Genomic DNA, 22,881 nt, shown 5'->3' with positions numbered 1-22,881 from the left:
CTCTTAACACTTGTTTTGGTTAACTAATTGTTTTCTACGCTCATAAATTTGTTAAAAAAATCACAAAGCAATAGCTGTGAAAAAAAATAAAAAAAAAGGTAGTATTTTTGTGACCCTTTCTAAAAAAACAGTGTCTTAAACAAAGAAGGGAAACAAAAAGAAAACAATTAATATTACAAAGTGTTTAAACTTAAATGGGGGAAGTAAGCTTACAAGCATTAATAGAAGGATCTGAAGCAGACAAAGGAATTGTTTTTGATTCTGAAGGACAGGTAATTGATTCTTATAATATTTCTAAAGAAAGTAACATAGCAGCTATGGCTAGTGTTATTCTTACAATGGCTGATGAATTTTTTCAAGACACTTTAGAGTCTGAAAGTCTTAATCAAATAGTTTTAACTTCGAATGAAGGACTTGTTGTTGTTAATAAATATGATAACAACCATATTGTTTGTCTTTTAAGTAGTGACGTTTCTAAGTTAGCCATGATTAAATTATCACTTAAAAAAATAACTCTTCAATAAATACTTTTTAATTAATTATTACCAATAACCATTTTACAATGAAAGAAATTTTAAATGATTTTATCGAAAACCTAAAAAGTAATGTTCCTGGGTTTATTGCAGTTTCAGTTACAGATGTTAGTTCTGGAGAAGCTTATGATTCATTTACAAAAGATGAAAGTTTTGATCCAAATTTAGCATCAGCTTACAATTTAGAAGTTGTTAAAGCTAAATTAAAAGCTATTGAAGCATTAGAGTTAAATGAAGAAATTAAAGACATTACTATTACCTTATCTAGCCAAGTACATATTATCAATATTGCTCCTAGTGGCGCCTATTTTGTTTACTTAGCAGTGGATTCTAAAGATGCTAATTTAGGTATTACAAAAGCTTTATTAAATAAGTATAAAGTAGAGTTAAATAACGCTTTATAAAAAATATAACGGAGTGAAAAATACAAATCATTTACATATAGATAAACCCTTAAAAAAACACCTTAACCAAACCTTAAAGGAGTTTCGTAAGTTTAGATTTTCTGAAGGGGAATTAAAATCCGAAAAAAAGAAAGGAAAAGACTTTTTCGGATTCTTATTCAAAGAATATGACAGTATGAATGATTTAGTAAAAGATATGTTTTAAAAGTGCTTAATAAGCACTTTTTTTATGCTCTTAAATGTTTGTTTCAACTTGTCAACTAATAACTTTATTTCTTCCTCATTATAACTAGCAAAACCAATTCGGATTGCATTATGTTTTTTATTTGCCAAATCATAACGCTGCCACTCCCCTATTTCAAGTTGATATTTTCTGGCTTCTTTTGAAACTTCATACCAAGAATATTCTTTGTTTAAATAACCCCAAATAGCCATTCCTCCTTTAGGAATATTAAACTGAAAATAACCTCCTAATTCTTCTTTTAATAATTTACAAAACAAGTCTCTGCGCTGTAAATATATTTTCATTAATTTACGTATGTGCCTATCTAAATCACCTGATTTAATAAACTCTGCAAAAGTTAGCTCAAGCAAAGCATCTCCTTGCCTATCAATATAACCTCTTAGTTTAGCTGCTTCATTAACAAAGTCTTCAGAAGCTACTAAATACCCAATCCTAAAAACAGAAGCTACAGTTTTACAAACGGAACCTATATAAATTACATTTCCACAAGTATCATGGCTCGCTAATGGTAAAATAGGAGCATGATCATAATTATAATCATAATCATCTTCAATAATTGCAAAACTGTATTTCCGAGCTAGATTTAATAAATGAATTCTCCTTTCAGCAGATAAAGTAACAGTTGTAGGATGATGATGGTGTGAGGTAACATAAACTGCCTTTACAGGTTGTTTTTTACATAATTTTTCAATTTGATCTATTACAAGACCATTCTCATCAACTGAAGCTCTTTTAATTTGTGCTTTTTGATATTCAAAAACCCGTTGTGCATTTTAGATAATGCTAATTTTAATATTGTTAATATTTCTATCAAAAACAAATTTATTGATGTATTGAATTGTTGTTAAGACAGCTATTTTAGATAGTATTCTCGTCTTAAACCCTTGAAAAAATTTGGCGTAATTACGTCTTATCATAAACTGATCACAGAGTTGAGAAAATAATGTTTCTATTCTTTTTCTTGATTTTCTAAAGATATATGGTTGCATTTTGTAATTCAATTGATTGCTCCTCATAGGAGTATTTAGTTTTATGTTGTAAGTTTCAAATAAATTGAGTTGAATTTTTGCAAACAAATAGCCTCTATCTCCAATTAAAGTACAATCGTTAATTTGTGTTGTAATGTCTTTAAGGTAATTTACATCGTGAACAGATGCAGAGCTCAAATCTATACTTTGAAAAACACCACTTACAGAACATACAGCGTGTAGTTTATAGCCATAATAATTTGAGCCTTGTGAGGCACAATACCCCTTATCAGGATGAGCATAGAAATTTTCTTTACAAATCTTTGAGCGAGAACTTCTAGATAACTTACAAACCTCTAATGGCATACTGTCTATGATAAAATAATTTTCAAATTCATTGAAATGAGATGCTAATTTTAATCGAATATTATCAATATGATTGATTAGTTTTCTTCTTCTACGATTATAAACACTTCGCTCAATTTTTGATGAAATAGTATCAGGAAGCTGTCTGAACAGATTGTTTTCACTGTCAATGCCCATATATTCAGCAGTAAGACTTAAACTTATTAATTCCAAATCATTTAGCTTTGGCTGTCTTCTTTGGTAGGTTAAAAGCTGGTGTTTTGATATTTTTTGTAACACTTTCAATATTCTTTCGTAATTTGCATTTAAGTTGTTCATTGTTAATGTTTTGTAGTTAAAATAATTTGCTGATTATCAGTAAGATGAACAACTTTTTTATTTTAAATCATAATGCACAACGAGTATAAATAATATAATTCAAGTTAATATAAAAGCAATAACAATACTTACACATCAACTGCTTCCTAATTTAAAAAACAAAAAAAATCATATATTTTAAATGTACCAAGCATTGCTGCTTTTTCTCCTTTAGGCTATAAAACAGTTTAACCTGCTTCAAAAGCTTTTGTCCACTCATTTTTATTAGGTCTTTCAGAAGAACTAAAAAACACTAATGTTTCTGTTAGTGTTATAAATCCTGGAGCTATGAAAACAAATCCAGAAATTACTGCAAGAATTAAAAAACAAGGCTTCTTAGGTAAATTAACCTTGTTAGATCCAAAAAAGATTGCTAAATATTCAATAAAAAAAATGTTTAAACGAAAAGCATTTATAATCATAAACCCAATGAGTTGGTTTATTTCTACTCTTTTACCTAATTGGATAAAAATACCTATAATGACAAGTATAATAAAAAGAGAAGCTTAAACATGAAACGAATTTTTATTACAGGAATTAACGGTTTATTAGGTGCTAATTTATGTCATGAATTTTTACAACAAGGTTATTTTGTTGTTGGTCTTACCAGAAAAAAACAAAACTATAAAGGAAAAGAACATAAGCACTTAAAGCTAATTGAAGGTGATTTATTTATAGACTTTACTTCTTTATTAAATAATGTAGATGTAGTAATACATGTTGCTGCAACAACTAGTCAAAGTTTATTGAGGTATTCTGATTATAAGAAAATAAACCGCAATACTACCATACAACTATACAACGCTGCTATAATATGTAATGTTAAACGCTTTATTTTTGTTAGTACTGCCAATACTTTAGGGTATGGTTCTTTACAAAAACCGGGGACTGAAAATAATAAAATGAGTAAACTTTTTAAACAATCATATTATGCAAAAAGTAAATTTGAAGCTGAAAAATATTTGTTAAAAAATAACCATAAGATAAAAACTGCTATTATAAATCCTACTTTTATGTTAGGTGCTTACGATACTAAACCAAGTTCAGGAAAAATAATATACATGGGATGGAGAAAGAAAGTAATATTTTATCCTCCAGGGGGAAAAAACTTTGTGCATGTAAAAGATGTTGCTAATGGCATTATAAAAGTACTAACTACAAATTCTTTTGGAGAGAAGTATTTACTAGCAAACGAGAACCTTAGTTATAAAGATTTTTTTAATAAACTTAACAAAGTAACCAATCAATCACCTTTGATGATTCAAATTCCTAAGTCTATATCTATACTCATCATAATAGGTTATTTTGGAAATGTTCTCAGAAGTATGGGGATAGAAACATCTTTAAGCTTAACCAACATGCATGCTTTATGGATAAACAACTTTTTTTCTAATACTAAATCAATAAGAGACTTAAAGATTGAATATCTACCTATTAATAAGGCTATAGATGATGCTATTACCTATTTTTCTAAAACTAATTAACAAAAAAAGACTTTAGTTAATACACTAAAGTCTTTTTCTTATATCCTATATTAAATAGTTTTTAACAAATATAGTCCATAGTGGTAGGTCTGTAACAACATACCTTTACTCCATCTTGATAAATAAAAGAACCATCTCCTCCACATTCTTTAGGGAAAGGAAAAGGTACTGCATTTCCTCCTTTAATGTTTTTTAACGTTGTTTTTGTTAACTCTTGTGATCCTTCTACGTTTAAAATTACTTTTTTCATTATAAAGTTTTTTAGGGGTTATAAATATTATTCTACCCTCCGAAAATAATCTTTAAAAAAGAGTTTGCTATAAAAAAAACCATACTTTTAGTACGGAAAAACCATATTTTTTTTTGGATATTACTTTTCCTTAAGAGTTTCTAACCTTCTGTCTGGAATTAGCCAAATAAGAGCTACAATAATATAACAGAATATAGCACTCCATGTATACAAATAAGCTAAAGGTATAGCTGCAATATATAAAATTAAAGACGTATACTCTTTTAATTCGTTGGTACATAATTGAGATAAAGCATGATTATCACCGTGGTATTTAATTAGTACTTTTTCTAAAATAAAATAAGCCATAGCACACATAAGTAAAATAAAGCCATAAGTAGCTACGGGTAAAGCTTCATAATAGTGTTCGTGCTCCCCTATCCAACTTGTAGTAAACGGAATTAAAGACAGCCAAAACAATAAGTGTAAGTTAGCCCATAAAATTTTGCCATTTACTTTTTCCGTCACCTGCATTAAATGATGATGGTTATTCCAATAAATTCCTAAGTAAATAAAGCTTAATAAATAACTTATAAAAACAGGAGCTACTGATAGTAATCCTTCAAATGTCGTATCCTCTGGTGCTTTTATTTCTAATACCATAATGGTAATTACAATAGCTAAAACACCATCACTAAATGCTTCTAACCTGCCTGTTTTCATATAATTATTTGTTGATTACACTATAGTTATCTACCAAAACGTCTTTGCTCTGGTAATGGAATTCGTTCAGTTTCGTTTCGTACAGAAGGAAACTTATTATTCTTCCAGTTTTCTTTGGCTTGTTCTATCAATTCTTTATCTGAAGCAACAAAATTCCACTCAATAAAACGCTCTTCTTTAAATGTTTTTCCTCCAAAAATATATACGGTAGAGTTTGCCACTATATCAAAGCTACACAGCGTACTATCTTTTGCTACTAATAATTGTTTGGAATCATAAGTATGTCCATCGCTAGTAATACTTCCTTCTAAAATATATAAGGCACTTTCACCGAACAGATGTTCTCCAACTTCTACTTTTTTGTCTTCTTTTGAAGTTATCTCAATAAAAAATAACGGACTATACACTGGAACAGGTGATTGTTTACCAAACGCTTTTCCTGCGATGAGCTTAAACTGTACTCCATCAGTTTCCCAACTGGGAATATCATCCGCGGAAACATGTGTAAAAGAAGGTTCACATTGTTCTTCACTTAAAGGTAAAGCTACCCATATTTGTAATCCATGAAGTTTCTTAGTTGAATTCCTTAATCGTTCAGGAGTTCTTTCAGTATGTACGACTCCTTTTCCTGCTGTCATCCAATTAACTGCTCCTGGAGTTATTTCTATTTCAGTCCCTATACTATCTCGATGCAAAATAGCTCCTTCAAACAAAAAGGTAAGTGTAGATATGCCTATATGAGGATGCATAGCTATATCTAAATTATCTTTTTCGCTAAGTTTTACGGGGCCCATATGATCAATAAAAATAAAAGGACCTACCATTCGTTTTTGTCTGAATGGTAATAAACGCCCTACTAGAAAATTACCAATACTCGCTGCTCTCTCTTCAATTATTAGTTTCGTGTTAGACATTTTATATACCTATTAAGGGTTTAATCAAAAAAAGCAACTCTTTGATTTAGAGTTACTTTTTTAAAGTTATTGTTAATCTTCTAAATATCCAAACTTTCCAGTGTTGAAGTCTTGAAATGCTTCTATCAACTCTTGTTTAGTATTCATTACAAACGGACCATGTGCTGCAATAGGTTCGTTTAAAGGCTCACCGCTTAATACTAAAATTACTGCATCTTCTAAGGCTTCTAAAGTAAATGTATCTCCATCATTTTTAAATAATACAAAATGATCCTCTAAAACATTGTTTGATTCATTCACTTTAACACTACCTTCAACTGATAAAATAGCTGTAGTATAGTTTTTTGGAAAGGTTAACTGTGTTTTTACTCCTTTCTTCAACTTTACATTAAACATATTAATTGGTGAAAATGTTGATGCAGGTCCTTTGTTTCCTTTATATTCTCCTGCAATTACCTCTATTTCTCCTCTTCCATCTGCTAATGGTATTTTAACCATTTCTGCATTCGCTATTGCTTGATATTTTGGCGGACTCATTTTATCCTTAGCCGGTAAATTTACCCATAACTGTACCATTTGAAACTCTCCTCCTGTTTTACTCCATTCAGTTTCATGAAATTCTTTGTGTAAAACTCCTGAAGCAGCCGTCATCCACTGTACATCACCTTCACCAATAATTCCTCCACCTCCAGCACTATCTCCATGTTCAACACGCCCTTTATAAGCTATTGTTACAGTTTCAAAACCTCTATGAGGGTGTACTCCCACTCCTTTTGGTTTATCAGTTGGAGGAAAATTGTATTTTGAATTATAATCCAACATAATAAATGGGTCCATTCGTTGCATGGTTGAAGTTCCAGGTATAAAATTATGAACTCTAAATCCATCTCCTACAAAATGAGGAATTTCTGGTTTTACTATTTTTTCTATATTTCTTGTTTTCATTTTAAATTCCTTTCTTTTAATTACTATAAACTATTAGCTAATTCAATTTCAAATGAATTGTCTAAATAACTACGCTGTAACCGAGGTCTATTTTCAGCCCAATATACACTCTTAACGCTTTCGGAGAGTGTAGACTCATTCCTAAACTCAACTAAAATCGCATTAGGAAATAACACAGTAATAATCTTTTGTAATTTATTTTTATCTATTTCATTGGTATCTTTTGAAATAGCTAAAACCTTGTATTCCTGTTGATATAATTTTTCAATAGCTGTTTCGACATTAGGAACAGTTGAAACTTGCCAATTCAAAATTTTAGGCATTGTTGTATTTTTTGTTACAACTAATGTTTTTAAATGTCTCATAATAAATCCTTTTTTACCCATTAAATGGGATTAATTACTCGATGGTTAACATCGAAATAAATTGCGTTTGTTTTATCTGAAATATTTAGTGAGTTGACCTCTACTTTTTATTTCACTGTAAAATTACAGCAACAAAAAAAGGTATGCATTGATCTATGGTAAGAACGATTTACGATTATCTAACAACCGTAAATCAACAATCATAACTCGTATCTTAATTATTTGGTTTGAAGTTTTCTTCAGCAAGTGATTTACGAACACGACTTAAGCTTTCTGGAGTTATTCCTAAATAAGAAGCTATCATCCACTGAGGAACTCGCAACATAATATCTGGATACATGCTTACAAAATCTAAATAACGTCTTTTTGCTGAAGCTCCTAGTAGTTGACTAATACGTTTGTATAATTGACGAATATGTTTTTGCAATAAATACTCATTTTTCCTTCTAAAATCAGTATTTATTTCTGATACTTTATTGATAAAGCCTTCATCTAACATTACAACCTGTGTACCTTCAACAGCATCAATATAATAATTAGACGGTTCTTGAAAATATACACTACCTCTATCGCTCACAATCCAATTTTCAGTAGCAAACTGTAAAATATTTTCTTTTCCCTCTTCATTTAGGGCATATAAACGTAACAAACCTTTTTCTACAAAAAAGAAATGTGAACACACATCTCCTTCTTTTAATAAAAAATCACTTTTAGAAACGCTTTTTAAAGAAATAAACGATTGTATTTGAAAGTAATCAGTTTCTGATAATCCTCCTTTTTCAATAAGATACTTTTTAAAGTTAGGTAGCTCCATACATTGTTGTAATGAGCTACTAAAAATACAGTATTATATACAATATTCTACTTTTCTTTTGAAGTTTTAAGTACTTTACCTCTATATCTAATTGAATTTTTCTGCGTACTATTTACATAGATAGTACTCGATAAGCTAGGATATACTCTAACTATAACGTTATAGTGTTCAGTTGTTGTATTTTTATCCTTTATTTTAAAACTAATTTTGTAACTATTCTCTTTATCTTCAGATACAACTAAACCTTCAGGAGCTCCTTCAAATTCAATTCCAATATCTCTACCTCCATAAGATCCACCTGCTTGTCGCTCACCAAAATAAGGCAAATACGCCGCAACACTATCTTTTTTCATTCTAAAAAAGTTGCTATTCCCTATTAAATTAATGTTTCCTGCGTTACTTCATATAGGTAACAGACCTGCATTAGCTAATTGTGCCATTGCATTTGTAACCATAGGTTCTGCCCATTCTGCTTCTATTTCAAAAGTTTTACTTTCTACAAGAGCGTTTAAATTATCTATTTCTGCCTGTGTTGTATTTTTTGAAGAAGCACAACTAAACAGTACAAAAATTATACTAACTAAAAAAACAAACCTTTTCATATTTCACTGTTTTTAAACCTTCTACAAGTTACTCAAATCTTATGAAACTTTCAAAAAAATAAGACTATTTAACGTTTGTTTTACTCTTTATCAGGTACTGAAAATAACTCTGGTTTTGCTCCTTTAATATCTCTATAAAAATCATAAAAATGATTCATATCAGCACTCATATCATCTGTTAAATAATAAGGAGGTTCTATAATAATTTGCTTGTTTTCAAAATCGAAAGCAAACATTACTATAGGTACATTAGCTCCTTTAGCTATATAATAAAACCCTGTTTTCCAATCTGTTACTCTTGCACGAGTTCCTTCTGGTGATAATGCTAAACGGAATTCATCATGCTCATTAAAAACTGCTACAATTGCATCCACCTTATTTGTGCTTTTACTTCTATCAACAGGAGCCCCCCCTAAAGCTTTAAAAATAAAACCAAAAGGAGGTTTAAATAATGACGCTTTTCCTATGAAATTGATTTTTACACCGATAGTGTTCCTTGCTAAAATAGCAATTGGAAAGTCTTTCCAGCTAGTATGTGGAGCTCCAATAACAACGTATTTTTTTAAGTTTCTTGGAAAATCTCCAACTACCTTCCAGCCTAAAACTTTGTGAAATATAAATTTAGATATCATTTACTAGGTATATAAGGTCAATGATACGGTTTTCCTTACAAAAATCAAATAATTTTAACCTATCTTGTCCTATATTTGTTCACTTAATAACCTTTTATTTATTCTAATGAATACTACTCTCTTACTTATTTTAATTGCTGCTAGCACCTTACTAATTGGGTTTGTTATTGGAAACCTACTCTCTAAATTGAAGTTTAAACAACAAACATCTGATTTAGAAAAAGAGATTGTAACACTTCAGAATCATCAAACTAATTTTGAAATTCAGAAAAAAGAAAAAGAAGACTCATTTTCTCAGCAAAAAGAAGACTTTTTAAAGCGATTAGATGAAAAAACTAAAGAAAATAGTGAGCTACGTCGTGAAAAGGAGTTTTCTTCTATTGAATTGGCTAGAAAGAATGAAGAATTGAAAAATTTACAGTTAAAACTGAATGAGAATAAAGAGGAAGTAGAGAAACTACAGGATAAATTTACCAAAGAGTTTGAAAACTTAGCAAACAAGATTCTAGACGAGAAATCGAATAAGTTTACTGAGCAGAATAAGAAAAATATTAAGGATATTTTAAATCCGCTACAGGAAAAAATTCAAACTTTTGAAAAGAAGGTTGAAGACACTCAAAAAGAAAGTATCTCAATGCATTCTGCTTTAAAAGAGCAATTATTAGGATTGAAAGAGTTAAATGCTCAAATGAGCAAGGAAACCTTAAACCTTACCAAGGCTTTAAAAGGTGATAGTAAAACGCAAGGAAATTGGGGAGAACTGGTACTTGAACGCGTTTTAGAAAAATCTGGTTTAGAAAAAGACAGAGAATACTTTGTGCAACAGTCTTTTACCAATGATGAGGGTAAACGTATCATGCCCGATGTGGTGATTCACTTGCCAGACAACAAAAAAATGGTGGTCGATTCAAAAGTATCTTTAACTGCATATGAACAATATGTAAATAGCGAAGATGATCTTGAAAAAGAACGTTTTGTAAAAGAACATGTAAATTCGTTAAAAAGACATGTTGAACAACTTTCAGAAAAGAAATATGAAGATATTTATAAGATAGAATCCCCTGATTTTGTATTGTTATTTGTACCTATTGAACCTGCTTTTGCAGTAGCTTTAAATGAAGACAATACTTTATATAATAAAGCTTTCGAAAAAAACATCGTTATCGTTACTCCCACAACTTTACTAGCTACTTTACGTACAATTGATACGATGTGGAATAACGAAAAACAACAACGTAATGCCTTAGAAATTGCACGACAAGCCGGTGCTTTATATGATAAATTTCAAGGGTTACTCACTGACCTAGTTAATATTGGTAAGAAAATAGACGGAACTAAAGCCGATTACGCCGCAGCTATGAATAAATTAGTAGAAGGTCGTGGAAACTTAATTACTAGTGTAGAAAAACTGAAGAAAATGGGAGCTAAAGCTAAAAAAGCACTTCCTGAAAAAATTCTCGAACGAGCTCAAGATAATGATGAATAAAAAGGTTACTCTAAAATATTTTAGAGCGACCTTTTATTTATACTTATTTGAAGATATTGTCTTTTACATAATAAACAAACGTCTGTTATGCATTAAGTCATATACCTTCTCTCCTACTGTTTCTAATACTTCTTCTTTCTCAGCATTCATTAATGCCTCATCAATTAAGTTTACGATTACTTCCATATCGTCTTCTTTTAAACCACGTGTAGTAACTGCAGCTGTACCTACACGGATACCTGAAGTTACAAATGGTGATTCAGTATCAAAAGGAACCATGTTTTTATTTACTGTAATATCTGCTTTACCTAAAGCGTCTTCAGCAGCTTTTCCAGTAAGCTTTTTATTACGTAAATCAATTAACATACAATGGTTATCTGTACCTCCAGAAATAATTTCATATCCTTTAGCTACAAATGCTTTCGCCATTGCCTGTGCATTTTCTTTTACCTGAATTTGATATTCTAAAAACTCATCTGTTAATGCTTCACCAAAAGCAACAGCTTTTGCGGCAATAACATGCTCTAATGGTCCACCTTGATTTCCTGGGAATACCGCAGAATTAATCAATGTAGACATTTTCTTTAATTTTCCTGATTTTAATTTTAATCCGAACGGATTTTCAAAATCTTTTCCAATCATAATCATTCCACCACGAGGTCCACGTAATGTTTTGTGAGTCGTTGTAGTAACTATATGACAGTGTGGTAACGGATCAGATAAAATTCCTTTTGCTATTAGTCCTGCTGGATGCGAAATATCAGCCATTAAAATAGCACCAACGCTATCAGCAACTTCTCTAAACTTTTTAAAATCAATATCACGAGAATAAGCTGAAGCCCCTGCAATGATTAATTTAGGTTTGTGTTCTTTTGCTTGTTGCTCTAAATGATCATAATCAATATACCCTGTTTCTTTTACTACTCCGTAAAATACTGGGTTGTATAATTTTCCTGAAAAATTTACTGGTGAACCGTGTGTTAAGTGACCTCCGTGAGATAAATCAAACCCTAAAATAGTATCACCTGGTTGTAAACAAGCTGCAAAAACTGCTGTATTTGCCTGGCTCCCAGAGTGTGGTTGTACGTTTACATACTCTGCTCCAAATAATTCTTTTGCTCTATCAATGGCTATTTGCTCCACGACATCTACTACTTCACACCCTCCATAGTAACGCTTACCAGGGTATCCTTCAGCATATTTATTTGTTAAAACTGATCCTTGGGCTTCCATTACCTGGTTGCTTACAAAATTTTCAGAAGCAATTAGCTCTAACCCATTTAGTTGACGTTCTTTTTCTTCTTGAATTAAATCAAATATTTGATGATCTTTTTGCATGTTGTTTGTTTTGCTGTGTAAAGTAGCCAAATGTACTAAATTTTATGTTTCCTTTTTTGAGGATTTTTAAAGAAGTTTACTCTAAAATACTTTCACATTTTTTTTACTCATCTTTTTGGGGTAAATTGAAAAAAATATGTAGGTTTGATGAAAATATAACAAAAACGATAAATGGAAATAACTGCTAATAACCCGAATAGAAAATCTTGGTTAACTGTAGCTGAAAACTCAGATTTCCCTATTCAAAACATACCTTTTGGGGTTTTTCTTACAAAAGATGATATTATAACGATTGGTACAAGAATCGGTGATTATGCGATTGATTTAGGTGCCTTACATCAATTAGGATATTTTGATGGAATTCCGTTAACAGATGATATTTTCTTACAAGACACCTTAAATGATTTTATTGCTGACGGACGCAAAACTTGGCGTTTAGTTCGTAATAGAATCGCTGATGTTTTTGATGTAAAAAACAGTAAGCTACGAGATAATGCTGAGCACAAAGACAAAATAATCTTTAGAATGGATGAAGTAGAAATGCAACTTCCTGTTTCTGTAGGAGATTATACCGATTTTTACGCAAGTAAAGAGCATGCAACCAATGTAGGAAGCTTATTTAGAGATCCTGAAAACGCTTTACTACCAAACTGGTTACAAATTCCTATTGGTTACCACGGAAGAAGTTCTTCTATTATACCTTCAGGAACTCCAGTTCGTCGTCCTATCGGACAACAACGTCCTAGTGAGGGAGAAACTACACCTAACTTTGGTCCTTCAAAATTATTAGATTTTGAATTAGAAATGGCGTTCATTACTACCGTTGCTAACGATTTAGGAGACAGAATTCCTATTGAAGAAGCTGAAGAATATATTTTCGGATTAGTATTATTTAACGACTGGTCTGCTCGTGATATTCAAGCATGGGAATATGTTCCTTTAGGACCTTTTTTAGGAAAGAGTTTTGCTTCAACAATTTCACCTTGGATTGTTACTTTAGATGCTTTAGAGCCGTTTAGGGTAGATAACCCAGAACAAGTATATGAACCTTTACCTTATTTAAAGAAAGAAGGAAAAGACAGTTACGATATTAATTTACAAATGGCTATTCAACCTGAAGGTAAAGAGGAAACTGTAGTTTGTAACTCTAACTTTAAATATATGTACTGGACAATGGTACAACAATTAACACATCATACAGTAAATGGATGTCCTATAAATGCTGGCGATATGATGGGAAGTGGTACTATTTCCGGACCTACTCAAGACAGTTTTGGTTCTATGTTAGAATTGACTTGGAGAGGTCAAAACCCAATAAAAATGAATGATGGTAGCGAGCGTAAGTTTATTAATGATAACGATACCGTTATTATGCGTGGTTACTCTAAGAATGAAAAAGTTAGAATTGGTTTTGGTGAATGTTCAGGTAAAGTATTACCTGCTAAATAAATACTTTAATCAAATATAATTATAAAAAATCCAGTTCTTTCGAACTGGATTTTTTATAATTATATTTCTATTCTTCTTCTGGTGGTGGGTGACCGTGAATTTGTTCATACACTTCATCAAAATTACTTCGTAAATAACTGTTTAATTTTTTACGATAATCATCTTGCAACCAGTCAATAAAATTATGTGTGCTTTTTGATATACATTTTGAATATCTAAAAATTCTATCATCAATATCGCCTCCTAATTTTTTAGCTAAAATAAGCGCATCAAAAACATCTTCACTATTTTCAACACACATTTTAGCATGATGTTCTATTGATTTTTCTAATACTCTTTTTGATGATTCTCCTCCTTGTATGGTATCTCTATATACTTTTTTAACATCAAAGTACAAGTCTTTAGAATTTGCAAACTCAGCTTTTACATCCGCTGGTAATTCATATTTAAAGTCATTTTCTATTTCTTCATCAGATAATAAGTTATCTAAATAGAAGTTTGGAGCTCTAAACATTTTTTGCCAATCTAAATCAGCACCCCAAGGTCCAAAACGATGGAAGTTATTACCTAAATCAATTACATTAAATTCTGACTTCCCTGGTAAAATACGAGAACCACGACCAATCATCTGATAATACAGTGTTAAAGATTTCGTAGCTCTATTTAATATAATAGACCCTACTGTTGGTTCATCAAATCCAGTTGTTAAAATACTAACCGAAGTAATAATTGCATTGGGTGTTTTATGAAACCACTTTAAAATAAAATCACGTTCTTTTTTTGTATTCGTGTTATCTAAATGAGCTATTGGATATCCTGCTCTTTTAAAAGTATCATACACATGTAATGATGTATTAATACCATTATTAAAAATTAAAGTTTTAGTTCCTTTTGCTCGTTCTTCATAAGCTTGTAAAAGCTTAGAAAGCATATCGGTATTCGTATATAAATCTTCCGATGATTTTACTGTATAATCTCCATTTGCTCCTACTTCTAATGAAGTTAACCCTACATTGTAAGAGTAAATATTTGCTTTCGCTAAGTATTCATTTTGAATTAAGGCTCCAATACTTTCCCCGTCAATAAGTTCGTCATAATTATCCTTCATAGGAAGCTTAATATTTGAACTTAAAGGAGTTGCTGTTACCCCTAGTATAAAAGATCTATCAAAAAACTTAAATAGTTTAGTAAATGAGTTATAGTGAGCCTCATCAATAATTACTAAACCAACATCTGAAATATCTAACATATCGTCATTTAAACGATTGTTTAGGGTTTCAACCATAGCCACAAAGCAATCAAACTCATCTTGGTCTTCTAAACTTGCTTTACTATCAATAATTTTATTAACTACACCAAATTCTTTAAGCATTTTCGCAGTCTGTTTGCACAGTTCTATTCGGTGCGTCATTATCAATACTTTCTTTTGATAATGCTTTAAGTATTGACGTGTAATTTCAGAGAAAATAACTGTTTTTCCTCCTCCAGTAGGTAGTTGATAAAGTAAATGGTAATTTTCGGGGGCATTCTCAAAACTTTTGAAAATTTTGTACAATGCTTCTTTTTGATAATCGTATAAATTTTTTCCTTTCTTTGGTTGTGAAGTTGCTGTTTCGTTACTCAAATCTCTATAATTTTGAAATATGCAAAAATACGAGGTATTTAAGGAAATCCCATTAAAAATGGCATCTTTTTTAGATTTTTTTCAAATTAATACGAGCAATATTATAATGAGAAGCATGTGAAACCACTTCTCCATTTTTAACTACCAACAACTGAGGAGATTGATGTAAAACCTGAAAAGTATACCCTATTTCATTAGAAATTCCCCTATAACTAAGCAAGTCAAGATAATACACTTTAAAGTCTTTTAGCTCTTTATCAAAACTGTTTACAAAACGTTTAATTACCATACTGCTAATACCACATCTTGTTGAATGTTTAAAAATAGCTACGGGCTCTTTTTTTGATAATTCTTTTATCTCTTTTATTTGCTCTAATGAAGTTAATGGAATCCAATTAATAAACGATTTATCTTCTCCTCTATTTATCTCTTTTCTTCCAAAAACAGTACTTAATACTCCCATAAAATCCTTATTTTAGTAACATATTTTACTCTTAGTTATTACAATAACAGTCAAAAAGTCATGAAAAATTCATTTTTAAAGACAAAATGTCTTTTTTCTCTTTAAAAAATCAATTGGTATTGAATTTGACTTTTATTGAGAAAAATAAAAACGATATGAATTTTAACAATTATACAATAAAATCACAAGAAACCATACAGCAAGCGCAACAATTAGCGCAAAGCTATGGCAACAACCTTATAGAAAATGAACACATTTTCAAAGCCTTACTTTTAGTCGATGAAAATGTGCTTCCTTTCATACTAAAGAAGTTAAACATTAATATTGATATTGTACAACAGGTATTAGATAAACAATTAGAAAGTTTTTCTAAAGTTACTGGTGCTGATTTAATGCTTTCTCGAGAAGCTAACAAAACATTAAATGAGGCTTCCATCGTTGCTAAAAAAATGAACGATGAATACGTTTCTATTGAACATTTAATTTTAGCTATTTTTAAATCTAAAAGTCAAATAGCACAAGTATTAAAAGATCAAGGTGTTACTGAGAAAAGTTTAAAAGCAGCTATTGAGGAGTTACGTAAGGGAAACCGTGTTACCTCCCAAAGTGCTGAAGATACTTATAACTCTTTGAATAAATATGCTAAAAACTTAAATCAATTAGCACAAGACGGAAAATTAGATCCCGTAATTGGTCGTGATGAAGAGATTAGACGTTTATTACAAATTTTATCGCGTAGAACAAAAAACAACCCTATTTTAGTTGGTGAGCCTGGTACTGGAAAAACAGCTATTGCAGAAGGGTTGGCACACCGAATTATTCGTGGTGATGTTCCTGAAAACCTGAAAGAAAAGCAAATTTTTTCTTTAGATATGGGGGCGCTAATTGCTGGAGCCAAATATAAAGGTGAGTTCGAAGAACGTTTAAAATCTGTAGTAAAAGAAGTTACAAAGTCTGAAGGAGACATCGTACTATTCATTGACGAAATTCATACTTTAGTAGGCGCTGGAGGAGGTCAAGGAGCTATGGATGCTGCTAATATTTTAAAACCAGCTTTAGCTCGTGGTGAATTGAGAGCTATTGGTGCAACGACACTAGATGAATATCAAAAATATTTTGAAAAAGATAAAGCTTTAGAGCGTCGTTTTCAAAAAGTAATGGTAGACGAACCTGATACAGAAAGCGCTATTTCTATTTTACGTGGTATTAAAGATAAATATGAAACACACCACAAAGTTCGTATAAAAGACGAAGCTATTATAGGGGCTGTAGAATTATCACAACGTTATATCACCAATCGATTTTTACCAGATAAGGCTATTGATTTAATGGACGAAGCAGCTTCTAAATTACGTATGGAAATCAATTCTAAACCAGAAGAATTAGATGTACTAGATCGTAAAATTATGCAGTTAGAAATTGAAATTGAAGCGATTAAGCGTGAAAACGATGAAACTAAGTTAAAATCTTTAAATGCCGATTTAGCCAATTTAAAGGAAGAACGTAATGAAATCAATGCCAAATGGCAATCAGAAAAAAGCATTGTAGATACCGTTCAGAGTTTAAAAACTGATATTGAAAACTATAAACTTGAAGCTGAAAAAGCAGAACGTAATGGTGATTATGGTAAAGTAGCCGAGTTACGTTATGGTAAAATAAAAGATGCACAAGAAGAACTTGATAAACAACAAGAAATCTTAGCGAATCAAAGTGAGAATGCATTAATTAAAGAGGAAGTTACTTATGACGATATTGCTGAAGTTGTAGCTAAATGGACAGGAGTTCCTGTAACTAAAATGTTACAATCAGAGCGTGAAAAGTTATTAAAATTAGAAGATGAATTACATAACCGTGTAGTTGGTCAAGAAGAAGCTATTGAAGCAGTTTCTGATGCGGTACGTCGTTCTAGATCAGGATTACAGAACCCAAATAAACCTATTGGTTCGTTCTTGTTCTTAGGAACAACTGGAGTCGGTAAAACAGAATTAGCGAAAGCTTTAGCTGAATATTTATTTGACGATGAAAACGCCATGACCCGTATTGATATGAGTGAATATCAAGAGCGTCATTCTGTAAGCAGGTTGGTTGGAGCACCTCCGGGATACGTAGGTTATGATGAAGGTGGGCAATTAACAGAAGCTGTTCGTAGAAAACCTTATTCTGTTGTGTTGTTAGATGAAATTGAAAAAGCGCATCCTGACACCTTTAACGTCTTATTACAAGTATTAGATGAAGGTAGGTTAACTGATAATAAGGGTCGTGTTGCTGATTTTAAAAACACCATTATTATTATGACCTCTAATATGGGAAGTCATATTATTCAAGAAAAATTTGATACTATGAAAGGTGATATTCATACAACTATGGATTTAGCAAAAACAGAAGTTTTAGGACTGTTAAAACAATCGGTAAGACCTGAGTTTTTAAATAGAATTGATGATATTATTTTATTTACTCCGCTATCTCAAGATAATATTAAAGAAATTGTAAAACTACAATTGAATAGCGTTAAAAAAATGATAGCGAAACAAAACATAATTTTTGATGCTACTGATGAAGCTATTGCTTATTTAGCTATAAAGGGATATCAACCAGAGTTTGGTGCACGTCCTGTAAAGCGAGTGATTCAAAAAGAGGTTTTAAATCAATTATCTAAAGAAATTTTATCAGGACAAGTAACTACTGATAGTATTATTTTACTAGACGCTTTTGATAATGAATTGGTATTTAGAAATCAATCTGATTTAATAGAAAGTTAACTATTTATTTTATAGTTAGTTTATAGAGAGCGGTGTTTAAAAAAGCATCGCTTTTTATTTTTTAACTATATTGGCTCTTCAAAACAATTACTTATCGTGAAAAAATATCTTTTAGGTTGTATTCTTGCTTTTAGTACATTAATTTCTTGCTCTCAAAAAGAAGTTAATACTACTTATTACTTAATTCGTCATGCTGAAAAGGACAGAACAGATCAAAAAAATAAAAATCCGAACTTAAACGATATTGGACAACAGCGAGCTGAAAAATGGAAAAAATATTTTGAAGACATTCATTTAGATGCTATATATTCTACCAATTATAATAGAACAATACAAACTGCGACACCTGTAGCAAAAAGTAAAAAATTAGAAATTACCATTTATGATCCAAATAAGGTCTACGATGATAATTTTAAGAAAAACACAAAAGGAAAATCTGTTTTAATAGTTGGTCATAGTAACACTACTCCTTCTTTTGCTAACAAAATTTTAAATATAAAAAAATACGAGCAAATGGATGAAAATGATAACTCTAGTGTATTTGTTATTTCGGTTAAAATATCTTCTGATAAGAAAGAAGTATCCTCTAAAAGGTTAACAATTGATTAGTTTAATTTAATATCATTTAAAACAATTTCAGAAAGTTTTTTCAGCTTACCTTCTTCATATAATTTATCAATAGTGTAAAAGTCAATATCCTTATTTAAAGGCTTATAATTGTTATAGTCTACAAAACGGATACCGTTTACTATTTTTTCCTCTTTTACATCCCTAAAACGTACTCCTCCTCCATTTGTATGATATTTATACGCTAAATATTCTACCTGAAAACTATCTTTTGCAAACCAATATATAAACACATCATCAAAATCTTCTCCTCCGCCCTCTTCTGCAAAAGTGACTCTAATTTTATAATACTCCTTTCCTTTTATCATAACAGGCTCTAGTAACTTTTTTTGAACTGCTTTATCATTTAACCCAAAAGGTAAGACTGAAAAATAATGAACCGAATTCACAGAGTTGCTATAGCGATTTTTATCTTTTTCTGTTAGTTCAACTAAGCTATCATTTACAAAGCGTCTGAAATTCTCATTCGATAACACATCTTTTATTATTACTGAGTCATTTTTTATAGTTCTAACTAATTTAAAAGTACCATTATTTCTAGTCGCTTTGTAATGATTTTTTCTAAAGTTAAAGGAAATTGTAGCGTTTCCTATTTCATTTAATTTAGAATACTCTATTGACTTATCTATTATTTGTTGGGCTGTAAATTTTGGCTTACATGAAACAATTAATAAAAGTAGTGAAATGTATAAATATCGCATAAAATTTTGTTTGTTTTGGTCGTTAAATCGTAAACAAATTTACAAGTATTCATTAATTTTACTTGTTAAGTTTAACATAAAAAATAGAGCTACAATTACGTAGCTCTATACAAGGGGATTAAAACTTATTGGTTTAAAACCTCATACCTACTCCAAAACCAATTAGTAACGGGTTAATATCTACTTCAGCTGGTACTGTTGCTACACCTGCATTTACAGAAACATTAGTACTTAATCCAATATACTTAGCATCTACGTTTAAAAACCAAGTATCGTCTAAATCATAATCGAAACCTAATTGAAGTGCATATCCAAAGCCATTTTCATAGTCTACATCAACCACTGCTCCTGGATCAAAATTATAAAAAATAGTATAATTTACACCAGCTCCTACGTAAGGTTTAAAATCACTTATATTAAAATGATATTGCAATGTTAATGTTGGAGGTAACAACCAAACATCACCTAAATTAACATTTCCTAAGGTCGTATTTACAGCTTTTACATCATGGTTAGTCGTTCCTAAAATTAATTCAGCTGCTATATTTTCTGTAAAATAGTATGTAAAATCAAGCTCAGGAATAAAGTTTTTACCTATTTCAACATCACCACCAATAGTACCAATTGTTGCTGATTCATTAGGTAAAACAGTTACCCATCTAAAACGCGCTTGCCATTTTTTAAAATCATTTTTTTTAGAAGTCTCTTGTGCATTTACATTACTAAAAAACAAGGTTCCTAATACAATACTTAATATAATTTTTTTCATGATTATAAATTTAATTTTTGAGCAAAATTACACTCCACTCTTCCCTAAAAACATGACTTTAATCATAGCCTAATAATTTTATTTAACAACTTAAAATTATAGTTATATTTGTGTTCTATTTTATGCAAAAAAAGATTAACATACAGAATAAAAAGGCTCGTTTTGAATACGAGATACTTGATAGATACACAGCAGGAATTCAACTTACTGGTACTGAAATAAAATCAATACGACAAAGCAAAGCTCGAATTACTGAAAGTTTTTGTGAGTTTAATGATAAAGGAGAACTTTTTGTAGTGAACATGTACATTGAGGAATATGCCTTTGGACACCATTACAACCATAACCCTAAAAGTGAGCGCCGTTTATTGCTAAATAAACGTGAATTAAAAAAACTTGAAAGAGAAGTTGAAGCTAAAGGTAGTACAATTGTTCCTTTGCGTTTATTTATTAATGAAAATGGTTGGGCTAAATTAGATCTTGCTCTTGCGAAAGGAAAGAAAACTCACGATAAGAGACAAAATATTAAAGACCGTGATAATAAACGTGATTTAGCCAGAATTAAAAAGACTTATAATTAATGAATGATACTTTTTTAAATATCATACAGTGGAAGAAAATTGTATACTTTATTTTTATTTTATTCTTATTTAAGTTTTCTTTTTTACACGGTTATGGTTTTAAAACAACCCTTTCTTTTCTTGATTTAGGACTATTATCTATTTCTAGCGCTTTTTTATTAGCATCTGGCTATCTGACAAGTTTTTACTTCAGAAGTCCACAAAAAAAAACTAAATTCCCTTTACAAAAAGCAAAAAAAACATCTATCTACCTAATGTTTATAGGTATTATAATAGGTTTATTTTTATCTGTTAAAATAAGTAAGCCATGGTATGGTTTTATTTTTATTACTTGCCCCATCATTGTGTACTTATATTCTAAAAATAATATTCAAAAAACTTTTTTCAGTAATATTGTCACTTCTTTCCTAAAGCCTTTTGCTTTACTAACACTTTTATGGTTTGATTTCCCTCTTAACTTATCTATAGAACAATGGGAGCTTTTTTACGACCTGCAACTAATAACTATTGGTTATGTAGTTATCTCTTTTTTGAGTAATATCGTTATTGAAATAATTATTGACATTATTAATATAAATCAAGATAACTTAAACAAACAAAGTACTTTACCTGTTTTATTAGGTAGGAAGAGAGCTAAAGATATAGCTTTGATGCTATCTGCAATAGGTTGTTTTTTTGTGTTTTCTATAGCAATTGCTTTTATTAAAAATAAATTCATTTTTTCAACTATTATGTTATTAGGAACAATTCCTGAGCTATACTTTATTTACCGTTTAATGGCAGCTTCTGAAACTAAAGATTACCAAATTTTACATAAAATTAGTTACTTTAACTTCTTTTTTGCCCTCTTAAGTGTCCCCATCATAGCTTACTATATTAAATATGTTATCAACTAAACTATCAAAATACGCTATTATTCTTGCTTCAAACTCTCCTAGAAGACAAGAATTAATAAAAAGCTTAGATATTCCTTTTTCTATCAAAACAAAGAAAGTAGAAGAAATCTACCCAAAAGAGCTAAACCATGCAGAAATAACTAATTTTTTAGCCGATTTGAAAGCTACCCCTTTTAAAAAAGATTTAAAAGAAAATGAGTTATTAATAACATCTGACACTATCGTATGGATACATAGCAAAGCTTTAGGGAAACCTAAAAACTACGAGGAAGCATTTCAAATGCTCAAGGAACTATCCAATACCACACACGAAGTTATCACCTCTATATGCATTACTAGTAAATCATTTCAAAGAACTATAAATGATACTACTATTGTTAGCTTTAAAGAATTATTAGACGAAGAAATTGATTATTATATAAACACTTATAAGCCTTTTGATAAAGCTGGAGCCTATGGTATTCAAGAATGGATTGGTAAAATAGGAATTATAAAAATTGAAGGAAGTTATTTTAATGTGATGGGATTTCCTGTTCATAAACTTTACAAAGAATTATCAAATTTGTAGCTTTACATCTATATAAAAGATTATTTTTGACGCGTATTTA

The 22,881-nt window shown here is 30.4% G+C and carries 27 protein-coding genes and 1 pseudogene; 12 read left to right on the top strand and 16 right to left on the bottom strand.

All coding sequences use genetic code 11. The features are described from left to right. Positions 1–194 precede the first annotated feature (194 nt). The 3 genes from MK851_RS11045 to MK851_RS11035 are packed head-to-tail and all read left to right on the top strand — an operon-like array spanning position 195 to position 1,142. The gene (locus MK851_RS11045) at positions 195–524 is read left to right on the top strand and encodes a hypothetical protein (RefSeq protein ID WP_320243911.1); all 330 of its coding nucleotides are present in this window, start codon (positions 195–197) and stop codon (positions 522–524) included. Positions 525–562: 38 nt separating this feature from the next. After that, the gene (locus MK851_RS11040; protein ID WP_303511010.1) at positions 563–937 is read left to right on the top strand and encodes a hypothetical protein; all 375 of its coding nucleotides are present in this window, start codon (positions 563–565) and stop codon (positions 935–937) included. Between the two features lie 13 nt (positions 938–950). Next, complete coding sequence (locus MK851_RS11035) at positions 951–1,142, top strand: hypothetical protein (RefSeq protein WP_303511013.1); 192 nt, start codon at positions 951–953, stop codon at positions 1,140–1,142. On the opposite strand, the pseudogene MK851_RS11030 reads toward MK851_RS11035, so the two are convergent. Together MK851_RS11030 and MK851_RS11025 are read right to left on the bottom strand one after the other, a co-directional pair. Then, positions 1,139–1,933, bottom strand: a pseudogene (locus MK851_RS11030) (PLP-dependent aminotransferase family protein); the annotation flags it as partial. The gene MK851_RS11035 and the pseudogene MK851_RS11030 sit on opposite strands and share 4 nt — an antisense overlap. Positions 1,934–1,954: 21 nt before the next feature. Beyond that, a complete protein-coding gene (locus MK851_RS11025) occupies positions 1,955–2,833 on the bottom strand; it encodes an IS982 family transposase (protein ID WP_320243908.1) in 879 nt (292 codons plus the stop codon). Positions 2,834–3,160: 327 nt separating this feature from the next. On the opposite strand from MK851_RS11025, the gene MK851_RS11020 reads away from it, so the two are divergent. Next, entirely contained in the window at positions 3,161–3,382 is a 222-nt protein-coding gene (locus tag MK851_RS11020) for a hypothetical protein (protein WP_320243906.1), read from the top strand. A gap of 2 nt (positions 3,383–3,384) precedes the next feature. Beyond that, entirely contained in the window at positions 3,385–4,356 is a 972-nt protein-coding gene (locus MK851_RS11015) for an NAD-dependent epimerase/dehydratase family protein (protein ID WP_320243905.1), read from the top strand. Positions 4,357–4,417: 61 nt separating this feature from the next. Here MK851_RS11015 and MK851_RS11010 read toward each other — a convergent pair whose 3' ends face one another. From MK851_RS11010 to MK851_RS10970, 9 genes are all read right to left on the bottom strand, one after another. Continuing rightward, positions 4,418–4,606, bottom strand: coding sequence for a hypothetical protein (locus MK851_RS11010; RefSeq protein WP_115901322.1), 189 nt, complete (start codon positions 4,604–4,606; stop codon positions 4,418–4,420). Positions 4,607–4,726: 120 nt separating this feature from the next. After that, a complete protein-coding gene (locus MK851_RS11005; RefSeq protein WP_320243901.1) occupies positions 4,727–5,308 on the bottom strand; it encodes a TMEM175 family protein in 582 nt (193 codons plus the stop codon). Between the two features lie 26 nt (positions 5,309–5,334). Then, positions 5,335–6,222: a pirin family protein gene (locus tag MK851_RS11000; protein ID WP_320243900.1), complete on the bottom strand. Its 888-nt coding sequence runs from the start codon at positions 6,220–6,222 to the stop codon at positions 5,335–5,337. A gap of 72 nt (positions 6,223–6,294) precedes the next feature. Beyond that, complete coding sequence (locus tag MK851_RS10995; protein ID WP_320243898.1) at positions 6,295–7,167, bottom strand: pirin family protein; 873 nt, start codon at positions 7,165–7,167, stop codon at positions 6,295–6,297. A 23-nt stretch (positions 7,168–7,190) separates the two neighbouring features. Further along, the gene (locus MK851_RS10990; protein ID WP_320243896.1) at positions 7,191–7,532 is read right to left on the bottom strand and encodes a hypothetical protein; all 342 of its coding nucleotides are present in this window, start codon (positions 7,530–7,532) and stop codon (positions 7,191–7,193) included. Between the two features lie 214 nt (positions 7,533–7,746). Further along, positions 7,747–8,346: a Crp/Fnr family transcriptional regulator gene (locus MK851_RS10985; RefSeq protein WP_320243894.1), complete on the bottom strand. Its 600-nt coding sequence runs from the start codon at positions 8,344–8,346 to the stop codon at positions 7,747–7,749. A 47-nt stretch (positions 8,347–8,393) separates the two neighbouring features. Beyond that, entirely contained in the window at positions 8,394–8,732 is a 339-nt protein-coding gene (locus tag MK851_RS10980) for a DUF4251 domain-containing protein (protein WP_320243941.1), read from the bottom strand. A 15-nt stretch (positions 8,733–8,747) separates the two neighbouring features. Further along, on the bottom strand, positions 8,748–8,948 hold the full coding sequence (locus MK851_RS10975) for a hypothetical protein (protein WP_320243892.1): 201 nt from the start codon (positions 8,946–8,948) through the stop codon (positions 8,748–8,750). A gap of 80 nt (positions 8,949–9,028) precedes the next feature. Continuing rightward, positions 9,029–9,580: a 1-acyl-sn-glycerol-3-phosphate acyltransferase gene (locus MK851_RS10970; protein ID WP_303508207.1), complete on the bottom strand. Its 552-nt coding sequence runs from the start codon at positions 9,578–9,580 to the stop codon at positions 9,029–9,031. Between the two features lie 106 nt (positions 9,581–9,686). On the opposite strand from MK851_RS10970, the gene rmuC reads away from it, so the two are divergent. Next, positions 9,687–11,066, top strand: a complete 1,380-nt coding sequence (rmuC, locus tag MK851_RS10965) for a DNA recombination protein RmuC (protein ID WP_320243890.1) — start codon at positions 9,687–9,689, stop codon at positions 11,064–11,066. Between the two features lie 63 nt (positions 11,067–11,129). Here the strand turns inward: rmuC and glyA are convergent, their stop codons facing one another. After that, on the bottom strand, positions 11,130–12,404 hold the full coding sequence (glyA, locus tag MK851_RS10960) for a serine hydroxymethyltransferase (protein ID WP_320243888.1): 1,275 nt from the start codon (positions 12,402–12,404) through the stop codon (positions 11,130–11,132). A 171-nt stretch (positions 12,405–12,575) separates the two neighbouring features. On the opposite strand from glyA, the gene fahA reads away from it, so the two are divergent. Then, positions 12,576–13,853, top strand: coding sequence for a fumarylacetoacetase (gene fahA / locus MK851_RS10955; protein WP_115901331.1), 1,278 nt, complete (start codon positions 12,576–12,578; stop codon positions 13,851–13,853). Positions 13,854–13,920: 67 nt separating this feature from the next. Here fahA and MK851_RS10950 read toward each other — a convergent pair whose 3' ends face one another. Both MK851_RS10950 and ytxJ read right to left on the bottom strand, forming a co-directional pair. After that, positions 13,921–15,477 (bottom strand): DEAD/DEAH box helicase, encoded by a 1,557-nt coding sequence (locus MK851_RS10950; protein WP_303508218.1) that lies wholly within the window; start codon positions 15,475–15,477, stop codon positions 13,921–13,923. A 70-nt stretch (positions 15,478–15,547) separates the two neighbouring features. Next, a complete protein-coding gene (ytxJ, locus tag MK851_RS10945; protein ID WP_320243883.1) occupies positions 15,548–15,940 on the bottom strand; it encodes a bacillithiol system redox-active protein YtxJ in 393 nt (130 codons plus the stop codon). 155 nt (positions 15,941–16,095) lie between these two features. On the opposite strand from ytxJ, the gene clpB reads away from it, so the two are divergent. Together clpB and MK851_RS10935 are read left to right on the top strand one after the other, a co-directional pair. Further along, positions 16,096–18,699, top strand: coding sequence for an ATP-dependent chaperone ClpB (clpB, locus tag MK851_RS10940; RefSeq protein WP_320243881.1), 2,604 nt, complete (start codon positions 16,096–16,098; stop codon positions 18,697–18,699). A 96-nt stretch (positions 18,700–18,795) separates the two neighbouring features. Continuing rightward, positions 18,796–19,308 carry a SixA phosphatase family protein gene (locus MK851_RS10935; RefSeq protein WP_303508228.1) on the top strand — a complete coding sequence of 171 codons (513 nt, stop codon included), beginning with the start codon at positions 18,796–18,798 and terminating at the stop codon, positions 19,306–19,308. On the opposite strand, the gene MK851_RS10930 is transcribed toward MK851_RS10935, so the two are convergent. Both MK851_RS10930 and MK851_RS10925 read right to left on the bottom strand, forming a co-directional pair. Beyond that, positions 19,305–20,027: a DUF6503 family protein gene (locus tag MK851_RS10930; protein ID WP_303508231.1), complete on the bottom strand. Its 723-nt coding sequence runs from the start codon at positions 20,025–20,027 to the stop codon at positions 19,305–19,307. The genes MK851_RS10935 and MK851_RS10930 overlap by 4 nt on opposite strands. 133 nt (positions 20,028–20,160) lie before the next feature. Next, positions 20,161–20,796: an OmpW/AlkL family protein gene (locus tag MK851_RS10925; protein ID WP_303508234.1), complete on the bottom strand. Its 636-nt coding sequence runs from the start codon at positions 20,794–20,796 to the stop codon at positions 20,161–20,163. Between the two features lie 122 nt (positions 20,797–20,918). Between MK851_RS10925 and smpB the strand changes: the two genes are divergently transcribed. Genes smpB through MK851_RS10910 form a run of 3 tightly spaced genes read left to right on the top strand, consistent with a single transcriptional unit; the run spans position 20,919 to position 22,841 of the window. Then, positions 20,919–21,377 (top strand): SsrA-binding protein SmpB, encoded by a 459-nt coding sequence (smpB, locus tag MK851_RS10920; RefSeq protein WP_303508237.1) that lies wholly within the window; start codon positions 20,919–20,921, stop codon positions 21,375–21,377. Further along, a complete protein-coding gene (locus tag MK851_RS10915) occupies positions 21,377–22,273 on the top strand; it encodes a hypothetical protein (protein WP_303508240.1) in 897 nt (298 codons plus the stop codon). Before smpB ends, MK851_RS10915 begins: the two co-directional genes overlap by 1 nt. Next, complete coding sequence (locus tag MK851_RS10910) at positions 22,260–22,841, top strand: Maf family nucleotide pyrophosphatase (RefSeq protein WP_303508242.1); 582 nt, start codon at positions 22,260–22,262, stop codon at positions 22,839–22,841. The genes MK851_RS10915 and MK851_RS10910 overlap by 14 nt, the downstream gene beginning before the upstream one ends. Positions 22,842–22,881 lie beyond the last annotated feature (40 nt).

Source organism: Tenacibaculum sp. 1B UA, from assembly GCF_033978845.1.
Lineage (GTDB): Bacteria > Bacteroidota > Bacteroidia > Flavobacteriales > Flavobacteriaceae > Polaribacter.
Note: the sequence above shows the minus strand (reverse complement) of the source record. Positions and strands in the feature narration are given on the sequence as shown.

Coding starts and splice junctions, on each gene's coding strand:
- MK851_RS11045 (WP_320243911.1), top strand. CDS start 195: ATGGGGGAAGTAAGCTTACAAGCATTAATAGAAGGATCTGAAGCAGAC.
- MK851_RS11040 (WP_303511010.1), top strand. CDS start 563: ATGAAAGAAATTTTAAATGATTTTATCGAAAACCTAAAAAGTAATGTT.
- MK851_RS11025 (WP_320243908.1), bottom strand. CDS start 2,833: ATGAACAACTTAAATGCAAATTACGAAAGAATATTGAAAGTGTTACAA.
- MK851_RS11020 (WP_320243906.1), top strand. CDS start 3,161: ATGAAAACAAATCCAGAAATTACTGCAAGAATTAAAAAACAAGGCTTC.
- MK851_RS11015 (WP_320243905.1), top strand. CDS start 3,385: ATGAAACGAATTTTTATTACAGGAATTAACGGTTTATTAGGTGCTAAT.
- MK851_RS11010 (WP_115901322.1), bottom strand. CDS start 4,606: ATGAAAAAAGTAATTTTAAACGTAGAAGGATCACAAGAGTTAACAAAA.
- MK851_RS11005 (WP_320243901.1), bottom strand. CDS start 5,308: ATGAAAACAGGCAGGTTAGAAGCATTTAGTGATGGTGTTTTAGCTATT.
- MK851_RS11000 (WP_320243900.1), bottom strand. CDS start 6,222: ATGTCTAACACGAAACTAATAATTGAAGAGAGAGCAGCGAGTATTGGT.
- MK851_RS10995 (WP_320243898.1), bottom strand. CDS start 7,167: ATGAAAACAAGAAATATAGAAAAAATAGTAAAACCAGAAATTCCTCAT.
- MK851_RS10990 (WP_320243896.1), bottom strand. CDS start 7,532: ATGAGACATTTAAAAACATTAGTTGTAACAAAAAATACAACAATGCCT.
- MK851_RS10985 (WP_320243894.1), bottom strand. CDS start 8,346: ATGGAGCTACCTAACTTTAAAAAGTATCTTATTGAAAAAGGAGGATTA.
- MK851_RS10975 (WP_320243892.1), bottom strand. CDS start 8,948: ATGAAAAGGTTTGTTTTTTTAGTTAGTATAATTTTTGTACTGTTTAGT.
- MK851_RS10970 (WP_303508207.1), bottom strand. CDS start 9,580: ATGATATCTAAATTTATATTTCACAAAGTTTTAGGCTGGAAGGTAGTT.
- rmuC (WP_320243890.1), top strand. CDS start 9,687: ATGAATACTACTCTCTTACTTATTTTAATTGCTGCTAGCACCTTACTA.
- glyA (WP_320243888.1), bottom strand. CDS start 12,404: ATGCAAAAAGATCATCAAATATTTGATTTAATTCAAGAAGAAAAAGAA.
- fahA (WP_115901331.1), top strand. CDS start 12,576: ATGGAAATAACTGCTAATAACCCGAATAGAAAATCTTGGTTAACTGTA.
- ytxJ (WP_320243883.1), bottom strand. CDS start 15,940: ATGGGAGTATTAAGTACTGTTTTTGGAAGAAAAGAGATAAATAGAGGA.
- clpB (WP_320243881.1), top strand. CDS start 16,096: ATGAATTTTAACAATTATACAATAAAATCACAAGAAACCATACAGCAA.
- MK851_RS10930 (WP_303508231.1), bottom strand. CDS start 20,027: ATGCGATATTTATACATTTCACTACTTTTATTAATTGTTTCATGTAAG.
- MK851_RS10925 (WP_303508234.1), bottom strand. CDS start 20,796: ATGAAAAAAATTATATTAAGTATTGTATTAGGAACCTTGTTTTTTAGT.
- smpB (WP_303508237.1), top strand. CDS start 20,919: ATGCAAAAAAAGATTAACATACAGAATAAAAAGGCTCGTTTTGAATAC.
- MK851_RS10915 (WP_303508240.1), top strand. CDS start 21,377: ATGAATGATACTTTTTTAAATATCATACAGTGGAAGAAAATTGTATAC.
- MK851_RS10910 (WP_303508242.1), top strand. CDS start 22,260: ATGTTATCAACTAAACTATCAAAATACGCTATTATTCTTGCTTCAAAC.